Annotated in this window: 13 protein-coding genes; 11 read left to right on the top strand and 2 right to left on the bottom strand. The window is 61.7% G+C overall.

Features of this window, described 5'->3' with window-relative positions; all coding sequences use genetic code 11:
• The first annotated feature begins 36 nt into the window (after positions 1-36).
• The 5 genes from CAF79_RS10710 to rarD all read left to right on the top strand — a co-directional run bounded on the left by CAF79_RS10710 (position 37) and on the right by rarD (position 5,610).
• Positions 37-774 (top strand): ComF family protein, encoded by a 738-nt coding sequence (locus CAF79_RS10710; protein WP_085697742.1) that lies wholly within the window; start codon positions 37-39, stop codon positions 772-774.
• Positions 775-830: 56 nt separating this feature from the next.
• The gene (locus CAF79_RS10715; protein WP_085697743.1) at positions 831-1,595 is read left to right on the top strand and encodes a TOBE domain-containing protein; all 765 of its coding nucleotides are present in this window, start codon (positions 831-833) and stop codon (positions 1,593-1,595) included.
• Positions 1,596-1,663: 68 nt separating this feature from the next.
• Positions 1,664-3,565, top strand: a complete 1,902-nt coding sequence (locus CAF79_RS10720) for a PhoX family phosphatase (protein WP_085697744.1) — start codon at positions 1,664-1,666, stop codon at positions 3,563-3,565.
• 116 nt (positions 3,566-3,681) lie between these two features.
• The gene (locus CAF79_RS10725) at positions 3,682-4,656 is read left to right on the top strand and encodes a serine/threonine protein kinase (RefSeq protein ID WP_085697745.1); all 975 of its coding nucleotides are present in this window, start codon (positions 3,682-3,684) and stop codon (positions 4,654-4,656) included.
• A gap of 66 nt (positions 4,657-4,722) precedes the next feature.
• Positions 4,723-5,610, top strand: a complete 888-nt coding sequence (rarD, locus tag CAF79_RS10730) for an EamA family transporter RarD (protein ID WP_085697746.1) — start codon at positions 4,723-4,725, stop codon at positions 5,608-5,610.
• Positions 5,611-5,833: 223 nt separating this feature from the next.
• Here rarD and CAF79_RS10735 read toward each other — a convergent pair whose 3' ends face one another.
• The gene (locus CAF79_RS10735; RefSeq protein WP_007959830.1) at positions 5,834-6,352 is read right to left on the bottom strand and encodes a glycine cleavage system protein R; all 519 of its coding nucleotides are present in this window, start codon (positions 6,350-6,352) and stop codon (positions 5,834-5,836) included.
• Between the two features lie 453 nt (positions 6,353-6,805).
• On the opposite strand from CAF79_RS10735, the gene CAF79_RS10740 reads away from it, so the two are divergent.
• Positions 6,806-8,983 carry a malate synthase G gene (locus CAF79_RS10740; protein ID WP_085697747.1) on the top strand — a complete coding sequence of 726 codons (2,178 nt, stop codon included), beginning with the start codon at positions 6,806-6,808 and terminating at the stop codon, positions 8,981-8,983.
• 70 nt (positions 8,984-9,053) lie between these two features.
• Here CAF79_RS10740 and CAF79_RS10745 read toward each other — a convergent pair whose 3' ends face one another.
• Positions 9,054-9,500: a response regulator gene (locus CAF79_RS10745; RefSeq protein WP_085609066.1), complete on the bottom strand. Its 447-nt coding sequence runs from the start codon at positions 9,498-9,500 to the stop codon at positions 9,054-9,056.
• A gap of 254 nt (positions 9,501-9,754) precedes the next feature.
• Here CAF79_RS10745 and CAF79_RS10750 point away from each other — a divergent pair, with 254 nt between their 5' ends.
• The 5 genes from CAF79_RS10750 (at position 9,755) to CAF79_RS10770 (ending at position 16,597) form a co-directional block, all read left to right on the top strand.
• Positions 9,755-11,695 (top strand): putative nucleotidyltransferase substrate binding domain-containing protein, encoded by a 1,941-nt coding sequence (locus tag CAF79_RS10750; protein WP_085697748.1) that lies wholly within the window; start codon positions 9,755-9,757, stop codon positions 11,693-11,695.
• Positions 11,692-12,399 carry a PolC-type DNA polymerase III gene (locus CAF79_RS10755; RefSeq protein ID WP_085697749.1) on the top strand — a complete coding sequence of 236 codons (708 nt, stop codon included), beginning with the start codon at positions 11,692-11,694 and terminating at the stop codon, positions 12,397-12,399. The genes CAF79_RS10750 and CAF79_RS10755 overlap by 4 nt, the downstream gene beginning before the upstream one ends.
• A 110-nt stretch (positions 12,400-12,509) precedes the next feature.
• Positions 12,510-13,028, top strand: a complete 519-nt coding sequence (locus CAF79_RS10760) for an RNA polymerase sigma factor (RefSeq protein ID WP_085697750.1) — start codon at positions 12,510-12,512, stop codon at positions 13,026-13,028.
• A complete protein-coding gene (locus CAF79_RS10765; protein WP_085697751.1) occupies positions 13,025-13,996 on the top strand; it encodes a FecR family protein in 972 nt (323 codons plus the stop codon). Before CAF79_RS10760 ends, CAF79_RS10765 begins: the two co-directional genes overlap by 4 nt.
• Before the next feature lie 162 nt (positions 13,997-14,158).
• Entirely contained in the window at positions 14,159-16,597 is a 2,439-nt protein-coding gene (locus CAF79_RS10770) for a TonB-dependent siderophore receptor (RefSeq protein WP_085697752.1), read from the top strand.
• Positions 16,598-16,656 lie beyond the last annotated feature (59 nt).

Genomic DNA, 16,656 nt, shown 5'->3' on the forward strand with positions numbered 1-16,656 from the left:
CACGACACGGATGTTCGGCATATTTAAGGAAGAGTCATGCGCTGTCAACCACACTACAAAAGGCCGGTTTACATCTGGTTAAAAAACAAACAGCACTGTTTATTGTGCGACGAACCGGCAGACGGGCAAATCCCGATCTGCACTGCCTGTGAAACCGATCTGCCGTGGCTGGGCGATCAATGCATGACCTGCGCCCTGCCCCTCGCCGCCAGCCTGACCTGTGGTGCCTGCCTGCAGGATCCACCGGCCTTTGAACAAGTCGCCGTGCCATGGACTTACAGCTTTCCCATGGACACGCTGATCACCCGCTTCAAGCACAACGGCAAATGGCCGCTTGGCCACTTGCTCGCCGACGTTCTCGGCGAGTTCCTGCAACATCGCTTCGAAGAAGACCTGCCTCGCCCGGACGCCCTGTTGCCGGTGCCGCTTGCACCGAAACGCCTGCGCCAGCGCGGCTTCAATCAAGCGGCGATGCTGGCGCAGTGGCTGGGCAAGTCACTCGACCTGCCTTGCGAGGAGCACAACCTCTTGCGCGTGCAGGATACCGACGCCCAGCAAGCCCTCAATGCCAAGGCACGTAAAAGCAACCTGCGACACGCCTTCGCCCTCAGTCCCGATGCCCAGGTGAAAGGCCGGCACCTGGCCCTGGTCGACGACGTGCTGACCACTGGCGCCACCGCCCAGGCGCTGGCCCGTTTGCTGATGAACGCCGGCGCCGCGCGGGTGGATGTGTACTGCCTGGCCCGCACGCCAAAACCCGGCGACCCGGCTTGACGGATACGCCTCGAGCCGCCAACGTCCTCCCTCAACCCTTCAGCAAAGCGTCCGCCATGTCCTTGCCCACCCTGTTGTCCCAGCACATCGTCCGCCGTCCACAGCGCATCGCCTTGCTGCAACACATCGCCGAGCAGGGTTCGATCACCCGCGCCGCGAAAAGCGCCGGCCTGAGTTACAAGGCGGCGTGGGATGCCATCGATGAGCTGAACAACCTCGCGCAAAAGCCTCTGGTCGAGCGCGCGGTCGGCGGCAAGGGCGGCGGTGGCGCCAAACTGTCGAGCGAGGGCGAGCGAGTGCTGCGCCTCTATCAGAAGCTGCAAGCCTTGCAGGCCCAGGTACTTGAAGCCGCCGAGGATGCCAGCGATCTGGACCTGCTCGGTCGGCTGATGCTCAGGACCAGCGCGCGCAATCAACTGCACGGCAAAGTCGTGCAGATCGAAGGTCAGGGCCGCAACGATCTGATCCGCCTTGAGCTGGCCGAAGGTCTGTCGATCGACGCGCAGATCACCCACGACAGCACTGTGCACCTGGAGCTGCAACCGGGCACGGAAGTGGTGGCGCTGATCAAGGCCGGCTGGCTCGAACTGCTCGCGCCCGAGGCCACGCCTGCCGTCGGACACAACCTTTTGAACGGTCGGATCGAGGCGATTCTCGACGCCGAAGACGGCCCCAGCGAAGTACGCATCGCCCTGCCCAATGGCCAGACCCTTTGCGCGCTGGCCGAACCGCTGGACTTGCGCAGCCGTGGTCTGAAGCTCGAGCAACCGGTGCAGGTGCAGTTTTCCCCATCGAATGTGCTGCTGGGCACACCGCTCTGACAGCGCTGCAACGAAAGCGTCATCGACCCGCATTAAGGTGGCTGCCAAAACCATGCAGGGAGCCTGATGTGAGCCTATTAGAAGAAAACCAATCCACAGACCTGGAAAAAATGGTCGGCCTGAGCCGTCGCGGTTTCATCAGCGCTGGCGCGCTGTGCGGCGCGGCGATGTTCCTCGGCGGCAACCTGCTGAGTCGCAGCGTTCTGGCCGCCAGTGTCAGCGCCGGCAACAGCCGTTTGCTCGGTTTCGACAGCATTCCGGCCGCCACCACCGACACCATCAGCCTGCCCAAGGGCTACAAGTCGTCGGTGCTGATCAGCTGGGGTCAACCGCTGCACAAGAACGGCCCGGCCTTCGACCCGAGCGGCAATGGCACCGCGGCTGCGCAGGAAGTGCAGTTCGGCGACAACAACGACGGCATGAGCCTGTTCGAATTCCCGGGCGAGAAAAACCGCGCGTTGATGGCGATCAACAATGAATACACCAACTACCGCTACCTCTATCCGCACGGCGGCCTGCCGCAATCGGCCGAGGACGTGCGCAAGGCCCTGGCCTGCGAAGGTGTGTCGGTAATCGAAGTCCAGCGCAAGAACGGCCAATGGCAGTTCGTTCAGGGCTCGCGCTACAACCGGCGGATTCACGGTAACTCGCCGCTGCGGATCAGCGGCCCGGCCGCCGGCCACGAGCTGATGAAAACCAGCGCCGACAAGCATGGCAAGAAAGTCCTCGGCACCTTCCAGAACTGCGCCAACGGCAAGACGCCGTGGGGCACTTACCTGACCTGCGAAGAGAACTTCACCGACTGCTTCGGCAGCAGCAACGCCCAGCAGCAGTTCGACCCGGCGCAGAAACGCTACGGCGTGACAGCCGCCAGCCGCGAGATCAACTGGCATCCATTCGATCCGCGCTTCGACCTGGCGAAGAACCCGAACGAGCTGAACCGTCACGGCTGGGTCGTGGAAATCGACCCGTTCGACCCGCAATCGACCCCGGTCAAACGCACCGCCCTCGGTCGCTTCAAACATGAAAACGCCGCACTGGCCGAGACCGACGACGGTCGCGCCGTGGTCTACATGGGCGACGACGAACGCGGCGAGTTCATCTACAAATTCGTCAGCCGCGACAAGATCAATCATCGCAACGCCAAGGCCAACCGCGACATCCTCGATCACGGCACGCTGTATGTGGCCAGGTTCGATGCCGGCGACGGCAATCCGGATCACCCGAAAGGCCAGGGCCAGTGGATCGAGCTGACCCACGGCAAGAACGGCATCGACGCCAGCAGCGGTTTCGCCGATCAGGCCGAAGTGCTGATTCACGCGCGTCTCGCCGCCAGCGTGGTCGGCGCCACGCGCATGGACCGTCCGGAATGGATCGTGGTCAGCCCGAAAGACGGCCAGGTTTATTGCACCCTGACCAACAACGCCAAACGCGGCGAGGACGGGCAACCGGTGGGCGGGCCGAACCCGCGCGAGAAGAACGTCTACGGGCAGATCCTGCGCTGGCGCACCGACCGCGACGATCACGGTTCGAAAACCTTCGCCTGGGATCTGTTCGTGGTGGCCGGCAACCCGAGCGTGCACGCCGGTACACCGAAGGGCGGCTCGTCGAATATCACCCCGCAAAACATGTTCAACAGCCCCGACGGTCTCGGTTTCGACAAGGCTGGCCGACTGTGGATTCTTACCGACGGCGACTCGAGCAACACCGGTGATTTCGCCGGGATGGGCAACAACCAGATGCTCTGCGCCGATCCTGCGACCGGTGAGATTCGCCGGTTCATGGTCGGACCGATCGGTTGCGAAGTCACCGGGATCAGCTTCTCGCCGGATCAGAAAACCCTGTTCGTCGGGATTCAGCACCCGGGCGAAAACGGCGGTTCGACCTTCCCCGAGCATTTGCCGAACGGCAAGCCGCGCTCGTCGGTGATGGCAATTACCCGTGAGGATGGCGGGATCGTCGGCGCCTGATCGGGCGACGTTCTGATCGTTCCTGTGCGCTGCACGGGAACGATCCCACTCAAGACAGCCCGTCTGCGCTACCATGCCGAGCCGGACGCAGCAGCCTGCTGCGCGCAGGAGTCAGCATGGCCCACCCGTTTGAAACCCTCACCCCAGACCTCGTGCTCGATGCCGTCGAAAGCATCGGTTTCCTGAGCGACGCGCGCATTCTGGCGCTCAACAGTTACGAAAACCGCGTCTATCAGGTCGGCATCGAAGACTCCGAACCGCTGATCGCCAAGTTCTATCGCCCGCAGCGCTGGACCAACGAAGCGATTCTGGAAGAGCACCAGTTCACCTTCGAACTGGCTGACGTCGAAATTCCGGTGGTGGCGCCATTGATCCATAACGGTAAAACCCTGCACGAACACGCCGGCTTTCGTTTTACCCTGTTTCCCCGTCGCGGCGGCCGGGCGCCGGAGCCGGGCAATCTCGATCAGCTGTATCGCCTCGGCCAGTTGCTCGGGCGCATGCACGCAGTCGGCGGGACCCAACCGTTCGAGCACCGCGAAGCGTTGGCCGTGCAGAACTTCGGCCATGACTCGCTGACCACGTTGCTGGAAGGCAACTTCATCCCCAGGAGTCTGCTGCCGGCCTATGAGTCCGTCGCCCGCGACTTGCTCAAGCGTGTGGAAGACGTCTACGCCAACACCCCGCACCGGAACATCCGCATGCATGGCGACTGCCACCCCGGCAACATGATGTGCCGCGACGAGATATTCCACATCGTCGACCTTGACGACTGCCGCATGGGCCCGGCGGTGCAGGACATCTGGATGATGCTCGCCGGCGATCGTCAGGATTGTCTGGGACAGTTGTCGGAATTGATGGACGGCTACAACGAATTTCATGACTTCGACCCGCGCGAACTGGCGCTGATCGAACCGCTGCGCGCCTTGCGCCTGATGCATTACAGCGCCTGGCTGGCACGGCGCTGGGACGATCCGGCGTTCCCTCGCAGCTTTCCATGGTTCGGCAGCGAGCGGTATTGGGGCGATCAGGTATTGGCGTTGCGTGAGCAACTGTCGGCGCTGAACGAAGAGCCGTTGAAGCTTTTCTGACACGACACGTCTATACAACTGCCCGTACAATCGCTGCTTTGTTAGCTGCCTAAGCAAGGACTCTGCATGCAAGCCGCCAACCCGCGTCGCGGGTACATTCTGGGCCTCAGTGCCTACATCATCTGGGGATTGTTCCCGCTTTACTTCAAAGCCATCGCCGAAGTGCCGGCAGTGGAAATCATCATTCACCGGGTGCTGTGGTCGGCGCTGTTCGGCGCGCTGCTGTTGATGGTGTGGAAGCATCCCGGCTGGTGGCAGGAACTGCGCGACAACCCGAAACGCCTGGCGATTCTCGCGCTCAGCGGCACCTTGATCGCGGCCAACTGGCTGACCTACGTCTGGTCGGTGAACAACGGCCGGATGCTGGAAGCGAGCCTCGGTTACTACATCAACCCGCTGGTGAATGTGTTGCTGGGCATGCTGATTCTGGGCGAACGCCTGCGGCGCATGCAGTGGCTGGCGGTCGGTCTGGCAACGGTCGGCGTGGCTCAGCAGGTCTGGCAGGTGGGAAGTCTGCCGTGGGTGTCGCTGGTGCTGGCGCTGACTTTTGGTTTCTATGGACTGATCCGCAAGCAGGCACCGGTCAAGGCGTTGCCGGGGCTGGTGGTGGAAACCTGGATGCTGGTGCCGATCGCCCTCGCGTGGCTGCTGTTCAATCCGACCGCGACCAGCGCCCAGGCCGAGTTCTGGACGACATCCGAAGCCTGGTGGCTGGTGGCGGCCGGCCCGGTGACACTGGTGCCGCTGGTGTGCTTCAACGCAGCGGCACGGCACCTGCCCTACACCACCCTCGGTTTCCTGCAATACCTGGCGCCGACGTTGGTACTGCTGCAAGCCGTATTGCTGTTCGGCGAACACCTGTCGTCCAGCACGCTGATCGCCTTCATGTTTATCTGGGCCGGCCTTGCGGTGTACAGCGTCGATGCGTGGATGAGCCTGCGCCGACGCAGCTGATCAAAAAACGTACAAACCTCCACAGGCCACGGTTCTCGTGGCCTGTATCGTTCCTTCCCAAGGTTATCCACAGCGTGATCCCCGCCGTTTGTGCGCAAGTCACTGAATGTTGGCGGTTTTTTGATCAGTCCTCGCCAAGCCACGGCTGACGTGGCCTGACGCGCGGTCTCTACAGGTTATCCACAGGCAGGTGCACGCTAAAACTGGATAACCCTTCCCGAGCTCACGGATCGGTGCGCAGCACCAGTTCCACCATCAAGTCATCGGCGAGGGTTTCCAGCCGCGATTGCAGAACATCCAGCGACAGGGTCAGCGGCACCGCGAGAATCGCCTCGGCGTGGAACAGCGGTTCGCTGCTCATCGGCGCCGGGCGCACTTCAGTCACCAGTCGTTCGAGGTTGACGCCCTGCTCGCTCAGCAACCGGGTAATGTCGCGCACGATGCCCGGACGATCATTGCCCACCAGTTCCATCGCGATCGGTTTCCAGGTGCAGGCCTGCTCGATACCGCTTTCGGCCACCAGCACGCGAATGCCCTGCGCCGACAAAGCTTGTAGGGCATCGACTAATTCGTCGTAAGCCTCTGCCGGCACTCCCACCCGCAGAATCCCGGCGAACTGCCCGGCCATCCGCGACATGCGGCTTTCCAGCCAGTTACCGCCGTGTTCGGCGATGCATTGGGCGATGCGCTCGACCTGCCCGGGCTTGTCCGGTGCGAAAACGGTGAGTACGAGGTGATCCATGGCGCAGCCCTCTGTCATGACTTTTGTTATAGAAAAGCAAGTATAGGCAAGCGTTCGACAGACGCCTCAGACGCTCGAAATCACAAATCGTGTACAACTTTTTATATTTAGCTGGAACAATCCATTGGTTTTTTGAGAACATCCCGTTCCGCGCCGTGACCGCAATGCGTCATGGGGTCGCAGAACGACGTAATTAGTCTGATTTTCACAACCGCAACTCATCATGTAGTATGCCGCAGCGCGCACTACATAACGCTGGATCGATGTCTGCCCAAGGCACGTTCGCAACCCTGAAAGCCCCGTCAGCAAGGCCCCCAAGCCGTTGATTGGTCCCAACCCAGCCGCCAGCGATGGCATGTACTGGTCGAGGGGTTTGTGGTTTAAATGGCCAGAGGCTTCATTGTTAAATTGAAGAGCTGAAAAGCGAAATAGCTGAGCAGAGTGAGGCAAGCAATGACTGAACACGTTCAAGTCGGTGGCCTGCAGGTCGCCAAAGTCCTGTTCGACTTCGTGAACAACGAAGCCATTCCCGGTACCGGCCTCACCGCCGAAAAATTCTGGGAAGGTGCCGACAAGGTCATTCACGACCTGGCGCCGAAGAACAAAGCCCTACTCGCCAAACGCGATGACTTCCAGGCTCGTATCGATGGCTGGCACCAGAGCCGTGCCGGTCAGCCGCACGACGCCGTGGCCTATAAAGCCTTCCTCCAAGAGATCGGTTATCTGCTGCCAGAAGCGGCTGATTTCCAGGCAACGACGCAAAACGTCGATGACGAAATCGCCCGTACCGCCGGCCCGCAACTCGTGGTTCCGGTGATGAACGCCCGCTTCGCCCTCAACGCCTCGAACGCCCGCTGGGGTTCGCTGTACGACGCCCTGTATGGCACCGACGCCATCAGCGAAGCCGGCGGCGCGGAAAAAGGCAAAGGCTACAACAAGGTGCGTGGCGACAAAGTCATCGCCTTCGCCCGTGAGTTCCTCGACGAAGCCGCGCCACTGGCGACCGGCTCCCACGTCGACTCCACCGGCTACAAGATCGCTGACGGCAAACTGGTCGTCACCCTCAAGGGCGGCAGCACCAGCGGCCTGCGCAACGACGCACAGCTGATCGGCTTCCAGGGCGACGCCAATGCGCCGATCGCGATCCTGCTGAAGAACAATGGCCTGCATTTCGAAATCCAGATCGATGCCAGCACCCCGGTCGGCCAGACCGATGCCGCCGGCGTCAAAGACATCCTGATGGAAGCGGCACTGACCACCATCATGGACTGCGAAGACTCCGTGGCTGCCGTCGATGCCGACGACAAGGTGGTGATCTACCGCAACTGGCTGGGCCTGATGAAGGGCGACCTGGCGGAATCCGTCACCAAGGGCGGCCAGACCTTCACCCGCACCATGAATCCGGATCGCACCTACACCAAGGTCGACGGCAGCGAACTGACCCTGCACGGCCGCTCGCTGTTGTTCGTGCGCAACGTCGGCCACCTGATGACCATCGACGCGATCCTCGACAAGCACGGCAACGAAGTGCCGGAAGGCATCCTCGACGGTCTGGTGACTTGCCTGGCGGCGATGCACAACCTCAACGGCAACACTTCGCGCAAGAACACCCGCACCGGTTCCGTCTACATCGTTAAACCGAAGATGCACGGCCCGGAAGAAGCGGCGTTCACCAACGAGCTGTTCGGTCGCATCGAAGACGTGCTGGGTCTCAAGCGCAACACCCTGAAAGTCGGGATCATGGACGAGGAACGCCGCACCACGGTCAACCTCAAGGCCTGCATCCAGGCGGCCAGCGAGCGTGTGGTGTTCATCAATACCGGTTTCCTCGACCGCACCGGCGACGAAATCCACACCTCCATGGAAGCCGGCCCGATGGTGCGCAAGGCTGACATGAAGGCCGAGAAGTGGATTGGCGCCTACGAGAACTGGAACGTCGATATCGGTCTGAGCACCGGCCTGCAAGGTCGTGCACAAATCGGTAAAGGCATGTGGGCGATGCCCGACCTGATGGCAGCGATGCTGGAACAGAAAATCGCTCACCCGATGGCCGGCGCCAACACTGCCTGGGTTCCATCGCCGACCGCCGCTGCGCTGCACGCGCTGCACTACCACAAAGTCGACGTGTTCGCCCGTCAGGCCGAGCTGGCCAAACGTGCCCGCGCTTCGGTCGATGACATCCTGACCATTCCGCTGGCGGTCAACCCGAACTGGACTCCGGAGCAGATCAAGAACGAACTGGACAACAACGCCCAGGGCATTCTCGGTTACGTGGTGCGCTGGATCGACCAGGGCGTGGGTTGCTCGAAAGTGCCGGACATCAACGACGTCGGCCTTATGGAAGACCGTGCGACGCTGCGTATCTCCAGCCAGCACATCGCCAACTGGCTGCGCCACGGCATCGTGACCGAAGCGCAAGTGATGGAAAGCCTCAAGCGCATGGCGCCGGTGGTGGACCGTCAGAACGCCAACGACCCGCTGTACCGTCCGCTGGCCCCGAACTTCGACAGCAACATCGCCTTCCAGGCGGCGGTCGAACTGGTGATCGAGGGCACCAAACAGCCGAACGGCTACACCGAGCCGGTCCTGCACCGTCGTCGTCGCGAGTTCAAGGCTGCCAACGGCCTGTAACCTGCGCTGATGCCGGACATGAAAAAGCCCTGATCTTTCGATCAGGGCTTTTTTGTTTGCGCCGCACTGGCTAAGGCTCGATGCCCAGCTCATGCCTGACCAGTCCAAGCAACTTGGCCGTATCGATCGGCTTGAGCAGAAAGTCCACCACGCTCAAATGCATCGCCGCAATCGCATCCTTCACGTCCGCATCGCCCGAGACGATGATGATCGGCATCGCTGCCCGTACCGATTCACGCACCTGCCGAATCAAGTCCAGCCCACCGACATTGCCCATCCGCAGATCAGTGATTACCAGGCCAATGGAAGGTTTTTCTTCAAGCATCTTCAGTGCGGACTCGCCGCTGGCCGCAGTCAGGCAGCGAATGCCATCCAGTGCCAGGATCTCCGACAACAACTCGCGGGCATCCTTGTCGTCGTCGACGATCAGTACCCGCTGCGGCGGCAGATCGGGTTCCAGCATGACGGCGCTGAGTGCTTCGCGCTCGGCGTCGCTCAAAATATCGTGGTCGGACATGGCGTTCTCTACGTTTTCAAAATCGATCCCCTGGCACAGTGGTCAGACATCGCTGGGCAGAGCTTAAATGTGCACTTCGTCGGATTTTTTTCCAAGGGGCGAACCGAAGAATTTCCGACTGATTTTGTAGGGCATATCCGAAAACTCCCCAATGGCATGCCAAACCTAGACTTACGTCCAATGGGCACCCCGCGCGATGGGGTCGACCATGGCTGCAACGATCCGACAACAACAATTCGAAAAAGACTGCGGTAATGGTTATGAGTAAAGCGGACGCCTTCACCCAGGCAGGGAAAACCGCGGTGTTGCAGAACATTCAGGGCACTTTGCAATTTCTCCAGCGCTTCCCCCCATTCAATCAAATGGAACATGCCCACCTGGCCTACCTGGTGGAGCAATGTCAGCTGCGCTTCTACGGTCAGGGCGAGAGCATCATCAAACCTGCCGACGGGCCGGTCGAACACTTCTACATCGTCAAGCAGGGCCGGGTGGTCGGCGAGCGTCCGCATACGGCCAAGGGCGGCACCGAAACCACGTTTGAAATCACTACCGGCGAGTGTTTTCCCCTCGCCGCGCTGCTCGGCGAACGGGCGACCCGCACCGAACACCTGGCCGGCGAAGACACCTTCTGCCTGCAACTGAACAAACTGGCATTCATCAAACTGTTCGCCCTCTCCGGCACCTTCCGTGATTTCGCCCTGCGCGGGGTCAGCAGCCTGCTCGATCAGGTCAATCAGCAAGTCCAGCAAAAAGCCGTGGAAACCCTCGGCACCCAATACTCGCTGAACACCCGTCTCGGCGAATTGGCCATGCGCCATCCGGTGATTTGCAGCCCTGCCACCCCACTGCGCGAAGCAGTGAAGCTGATGCACGAACAACAGGTCGGCAGCATCGTCGCGGTGGACGAACACAAGGCGCCGCTGGGGATTTTCACCCTGCGCGACCTGCGGCATGTCGTGGCTGAAGGGGTTGGCGATTTCAGCGAGCCGATCGAACGGCACATGACCCGCTCGCCGTTCTATCTGTCGCCGGATCACAGCGCCTTCGACGCGGCGATTGCCATGACCGAAAGGCACATCGCTCACGTATGTCTGGTCAAGGATCGACGTCTGTGCGGCGTGGTTTCCGAGCGGGACCTGTTCTCGCTGCAACGGGTCGATCTGGTGCACCTGGCACGGACCATTCGCAGCGCCCAACGGGTTGAACAACTGGTGACCCTGCGCGGCGAAATCGGCCAACTGGTGGAGCGCATGCTCGCTCACGGCGCATCTTCCACCCAGATCACCCACATCATCACCCTGCTCAACGATCACACCGTGAGCCGGGTTATCGAACTGACCCTTGCCGAAAAAGGCGATCCCGGCGTGCCATTCAGTTGGCTGTGCTTCGGCAGCGAAGGCCGGCGCGAGCAGACCCTGCACACCGATCAGGACAACGGCATTCTGTTCGACGCGCGGGATGCAGCCCATGCGGCGGAGATTCGCGGCAAGTTGCTGCCGATCGCCCAGCAGATCAATAACAGCCTGGCGCAATGCGGCTTCACCCTGTGCAAAGGCAATGTCATGGCCGGCAATCCGCAGCTGTGCCTGTCCCGCGCCGAATGGGCCCGACGCTTTGCCGCGTTCATTCGCGAGGCGACGCCGGAGAACCTGCTGGGCTCCAGCATTTATTTCGACCTGCGGGTGGTCTGGGGTGATGAACAGGGCTGCGAGCAATTGCGCCGGGGAATTCTCGATCAGGTTGGCGACAACCGGCTGTTCCAGCGGATGATGGCCGAGAACGCCTTGCGCAACCGTCCGCCGGTCGGCCGCTTCCGTGAGTTCGTGCTGACGAAAAAGAACGGCGAGAAAGCCACGCTGGACCTGAAAATCCAGGGCCTGACCCCCTTTGTCGACGGTGCCCGTCTGCTGGCGCTGGCCCATGGCATCGACGCCAACAACACCCTCGAACGCTTCAGCCAGCTGGTGGATAAACAAGTCATCGACCGGCTGGATGGCGCCGCGTACGAAGAGGCCTACCATTTCATCCAGCAAACGCGCATGCAGCAGCATCAACTGCAGAGCCGGGAAAACCTGCCGTACTCGAACCGGGTCGATCCCGACAGCCTCAATCATCTGGACCGGCGCATCCTGCGTGAATCCCTGCGCCAGGCCCAGCGCCTGCAAAGCAGCCTGACCTTGCGGTATCAGCTATGAGCCTGTTTTCGTGGATGCGCCCGGCCAGCCCCGTTGTGCCGGTCGACTTGCAACAACGCCTGACGAAACTCCCGGCCATCGGCGAACTGCGCGAATGCAGCCTGCGCGAACAGCGCTGGGTGGTACTGGATCTGGAAACCACCGGGCTGAACCTGAACAAGGATCGGGTGCTGTCGATCGGCGCGGTGGTGATCGAGGACGGTGCGATCGACTTCAGCCAGCAGTTCGAACGCACCCTGCAATGTCGCGAGCTGAAACTCGGCCCGAGCGTGTTGATTCACGGCCTGGCCCCGAGCGCGATTGCCGCCGGCAGCGAGCCCTCCGAAGCTCTGGTCGAGTTGCTGGAGTTTATCGGCGACAGTCCGGTGCTGGCGTTTCACGCCTCGTTTGACCAGCACATGCTCGGCCGCGCATTGAAGGAACATCTGGGGCACAAGTTGCAGACGGTGTTCCTCGATGTGGCGCAGATCGCTCCGCTGCTATGCCCGCAGGCACACATTCGCGAGGCGGGGCTGGACGAGTGGATCGACTGGTTCAAGCTCGAAGTGTTCGAGCGTCACCATGCAAGTGCCGATGCGCTGGCTACGGCGGAACTGGCGCTGATCCTGTTCAGCCGGGCACGCCAACAGCAGATCCACAGCCCGCTGAATCTGCAGCAACGCCTGAGTCAGTGGAAACGCCGCCAACAGACTCATTCGTTCTGAATCCGGGTTGTCGCCCGACAACCCGACCGGTGGCCAATTGCTAACCATTCCCACCTCTGCCACAATCGCGAACAATTCTCGTTAGTTAACACTTCCCAGTCGGTGTCGTCGTGTCTTCAGCCCAAAGCCCTCACAGTGAGCTCGTCGGTGCGTTGTATCGCGACCACCGCGGCTGGCTGCTGGCCTGGCTACGCCGCAACGTGGCTTGCCCGCAACGCGCCGAAGACCTGAGCCAGGACACCTTCGTGCGCCTGCTCGGCCGCGACGAGTTGCTGACGCCCCGCGAGCCCCGGGCGTTTCTGGTGGCAATCGCCAAAGGCCTGCTGTTCGACTACTTCCGCCGTGCAGCGTTGGAACAGGCGTATCTGGCCGAACTGATGCTGATCCCCGAGGGCGAACAGCCCTCTGTCGAAGAACAGCAACTGATCCTCGAAGACCTCAAGGCCATCGACCGCATGCTTGGCAAGCTGTCGACCAAGGCCCGCGCCGCTTTCCTCTATAACCGTCTCGATGGCCTGACTCATGCCGAGATCGCCGACAAACTCGGCGTGTCGGTCCCGCGCGTGCGCCAGTACCTGGCCCAGGGCATCCGCCAGTGCTACATCGCGCTGTACGGTGAGCCGACATGAACCCGGCCAGTTCCCGACCGGTTCCGGCCCATGTGCTGGACGCGGCGATTGCCTGGCAATTGACCCTCGATTCCAGCACGCCACTGGAACGCGAAGAGTTCGCCAAATGGCACGCGGCCAACGAAGAACACGCACGCGCCTGGCGCCAGCTGGGCATGCTCGACCAGCGTTTGAGCGTGGCCAATGGCCCGGCGCGCAGCGCATTGCTGCAATCGCGCGAAGGCATTCGCCGTCGGGTGCGCAAGCTGGGCAGCGGGCTGGCCAGTGTTGTCGCGGTGATCGGTCTGGCGTTGTTTGCCGGCGAACGTTATCTGCCGCTGGATTACTGGCTCGCCGACCAACGCACCGCCACCGGCGAACAGCGCACCGTGCGCCTGGCCGACGGCACCGTGCTCAACCTGAATACCCACAGCGCGGTGGATGTCCGCTTCAATGAAAAGCAGCGGCTGATCGTGTTGCAGGAAGGCGAAATCCTCGTCGAAACCGGGCACGGCGATGCGCGGCCGTTCATCGTTGAAACTGCCGAGGGCAGCATGCGCGCCCTGGGCACGCGGTTCCTGGTCAAGCGCGAAGACGCCGGCACCCGTCTGAGCGTGCTGCAATCAGCGGTCGCGGCGCATCCGCAATTCGATCCGAAGGAGCAGATCCTGCGCGAAGGCCAGCAAGTGCTGATCCGCCACAACGGTCTGGATTCGGTGCTGGCGCTCAACCCCGGCGCCGATGCCTGGACCCGCGGCATGCTGGTGGTGGACAACGCGCGCCTGGAAGACCTGGTGCATGAACTCGGTCGTTATCGTCGCGGCCATCTGGGTATTGCGCCGGACGTTGCCGACCTGCGCATCACCGGCAGCTTCCCCCTGCACGACACCGACAAGGCGCTGAACGCCTTGCTGCCGACCCTGCCGGTGCAGATCGAGCAGCACACACCGTGGTGGGTGACCGTGGCCAAGGCTGATCCGAAGCCCTGACACACCGCGTTGCCTGCTCGCCCCCCATGAAAACGGACTTTCTGCTGACTCGCGCAGCGATGCCGTTCGTTAATCGAAATTATTTTCATCCAGCCCTATCACTTTTCGAATCTCGTCCGGCACACAGGCAATTGAGAAATATTTCCATTCAGGAGCCGCCGTATGTCCCGTTCGCTAGACACCTTGTTGCGCCCCAGTTTGCTGGTGGTCGCCATCGCCCTTTGCACCCCGCTGACCAGCAGCCAACTGATCGCCGCTGAACAGGCGTCGAGCATGCGCGCCTACAACCTGCCGGCGGCCCCGCTGTCGACCACCCTGAACCAGATCGCCAGCCAGGGCGGCCTCACCCTGTCGCTGAACCCCTCGCTGGCGGCGGGCAAGACCTCGGCGCCGGTCAACGGCCAATATGACGCGGCCGGCGCCCTGCGCGCGGCCCTGCGTGGCACCGGTCTGCAACTGGAACAGAGCAGCGCCGGTACTTACACCCTGGTCGCCGTGCCGGAAGGCGTGATGGCTCTGCCGGAAACCTCGGTGATCGGCGTGGAAAACTATGAAAGCGCCTGGGGCCCGGTCGAAGGCTACACCGCCACTCGCACCGCCGCCGGCACCAAGACCGACACCGCGCTGGTCGAGGCGCCGCGTTCGATTTCGGTCGCCACTCGCCAGCAAATGGAAGACCGTGGCGTACACAGCCTCGATGACGCCGTGCGCTACATGCCGGGCATCACCGCCAGCAGCTACGGCAGCGACACCCGGATCGACTGGCTGCGCGTGCGCGGTTTCGAACCGACCCAATTCCTCGACGGCCTGCCGCTGCCTCGCGGTATTTATGCCAACCCGAAACCGGAAACCTGGAACCTCGACCGCCTCGCCCTGCTGCGCGGCCCGGCTTCTTCGGTATACGGCCAGACTCCGCCGGGCGGACTGCTGGACATGGTCAGCCGTCGTCCAAGCGATGTGCAAAGCAGCGAAATCCAGTTGCAGTACGGCAGCGACAACCACCGTCAGATCAACTTCGCCAGCACCGGCAAGATCGACGACGCCGGTCAGTTCCTGTATGGCATCAGCGGCGTGGTGCGTGACAGCGACACACAGATCGACCACATCGAAAACAAGCGCTACAACATCGCCCCGAGCCTGACCTGGAACATCGACGAAGACACCAGGCTGACCTTGCTCTCGCAGTTCACCCGCGACGATACCGGCGTCACCAGCCAGTTCTACCCGATCCAGGGCACCAAGATTGGCATGCCGTTCGGCAAGATCTCCCATCACAAGAACCTGGGCGATCCTGACTATGACTTCTACGACCGCACTTACTACGCGCTCGGCTATGCCTTCGAACACCGCATCAACGACATTTGGCAGTTCAAACAGAATCTGCGTTACACCAAGTCCGACCTGTCGTTCCAGACGGTGACCGTCAACAGCTACAACCCATCCTTCGCCGGTTTCACCGTCGACGATCAGGGCAATGTCGGCCGCGGTACCACCAACGTCGATGAGGACATCAGCCAGTTCGCCGTGGACAACAACTTCCAGGCGGACTTCGCCACCGGCGATATCCGTCACACCTTGCTGCTCGGTCTCGACCATCAGCGCAGCAACGACAACTACACCTCGATCTTCGGCTCCGCACCGGACATCAACGTCAACAACCCGGTCTACGGCCAGACGATCATTCGTCCACCGCGCTCCTCGGCGTTCTATGACTACAACCAGAAAACCTACCAGAGCGGCCTCTACGTGCAGGACCAGATGGCCCTGGACCAGTGGCGCCTGACCTTGGGTGGCCGCGAAGACTGGGTGCACACCAGCACCAGGTTCTTCAACAAGGGCGACGCCACCAACACCCAGCGTGACAAGGCGTTCAGCGGTAACGCGGCGATCAGCTATGTGTTCGACTCGGGTTTCGTGCCGTACCTGTCGTACGCCGAATCCTTCCAGCCAACCAGCGGCGCCGATGCCACTGCCACCGACTCGTTCAAGCCGACCGAGGGCAAGCAGTGGGAACTGGGCATCAAGTACCAACCACCGGGCAGCAAGACTCTGCTCAGCGCAGCGGTGTATGACCTGACCCAGAAGAACGTCTCGGTCAACTCCATCGTCAACAACGTGACCATCACCAGCCAGACCGGTGAAGTGAAAGTCAAAGGCCTGGAGCTGGAAGCCGTCTCCGACGTTACCGATAACCTGAAAGTCATCGCCGCCTACACCCTGGCCAAATCCGAAGTGCAGAAAGGTGTCGACAAGGGCAACCGTCTGCAACTGATGCCGAACCAGCAAGCCTCGCTGTGGACCGACTACACCTGGCACAGCGGCGTGCTCGACGGCTTCGGCATCGGCGGCGGTGTGCGCTACACCGGCAACACCTACGGCGACAAGGCCAACACCTGGCTGGGCAAGGCGGACGCCTACACCGTGTTCGACGCCGCTGTGCATTACGACCTCGGCCGTCTGGACAACAGCCTCAAAGGCGCGTCGCTGGCACTCAACGCGACCAACCTGTTCGACAAGGACTACATCTCCACCTGCGACGGCTTCTATTGCTACTACGGTGACCAGCGCAGCGTCATCGCCAGCGCCACCTACAAGTGGTAAGCGCCTGAACTGAAACAGGCCCTGCAACCAGGCCGTTCCTCGTGGACGGCCTGAGTGTT

The sequence above is a fragment of the Pseudomonas sp. B26(2017) genome, assembly GCF_002113045.1.
Lineage (GTDB): Bacteria > Pseudomonadota > Gammaproteobacteria > Pseudomonadales > Pseudomonadaceae > Aquipseudomonas.

Bases quoted from the DNA above. Each gene is read 5' to 3' on its own strand.
- CAF79_RS10710 (WP_085697742.1), top strand. From the start codon at position 37: ATGCGCTGTCAACCACACTACAAAAGGCCGGTTTACATCTGGTTAAAA.
- rarD (WP_085697746.1), top strand. From the start codon at position 4,723: ATGCAAGCCGCCAACCCGCGTCGCGGGTACATTCTGGGCCTCAGTGCC.
- CAF79_RS10765 (WP_085697751.1), top strand. From the start codon at position 13,025: ATGAACCCGGCCAGTTCCCGACCGGTTCCGGCCCATGTGCTGGACGCG.
- CAF79_RS10745 (WP_085609066.1), bottom strand. From the start codon at position 9,500: ATGTCCGACCACGATATTTTGAGCGACGCCGAGCGCGAAGCACTCAGC.
- CAF79_RS10715 (WP_085697743.1), top strand. From the start codon at position 831: ATGTCCTTGCCCACCCTGTTGTCCCAGCACATCGTCCGCCGTCCACAG.
- CAF79_RS10740 (WP_085697747.1), top strand. From the start codon at position 6,806: ATGACTGAACACGTTCAAGTCGGTGGCCTGCAGGTCGCCAAAGTCCTG.
- CAF79_RS10735 (WP_007959830.1), bottom strand. From the start codon at position 6,352: ATGGATCACCTCGTACTCACCGTTTTCGCACCGGACAAGCCCGGGCAG.
- CAF79_RS10770 (WP_085697752.1), top strand. From the start codon at position 14,159: ATGTCCCGTTCGCTAGACACCTTGTTGCGCCCCAGTTTGCTGGTGGTC.
- CAF79_RS10750 (WP_085697748.1), top strand. From the start codon at position 9,755: ATGGTTATGAGTAAAGCGGACGCCTTCACCCAGGCAGGGAAAACCGCG.
- CAF79_RS10725 (WP_085697745.1), top strand. From the start codon at position 3,682: ATGGCCCACCCGTTTGAAACCCTCACCCCAGACCTCGTGCTCGATGCC.
- CAF79_RS10755 (WP_085697749.1), top strand. From the start codon at position 11,692: ATGAGCCTGTTTTCGTGGATGCGCCCGGCCAGCCCCGTTGTGCCGGTC.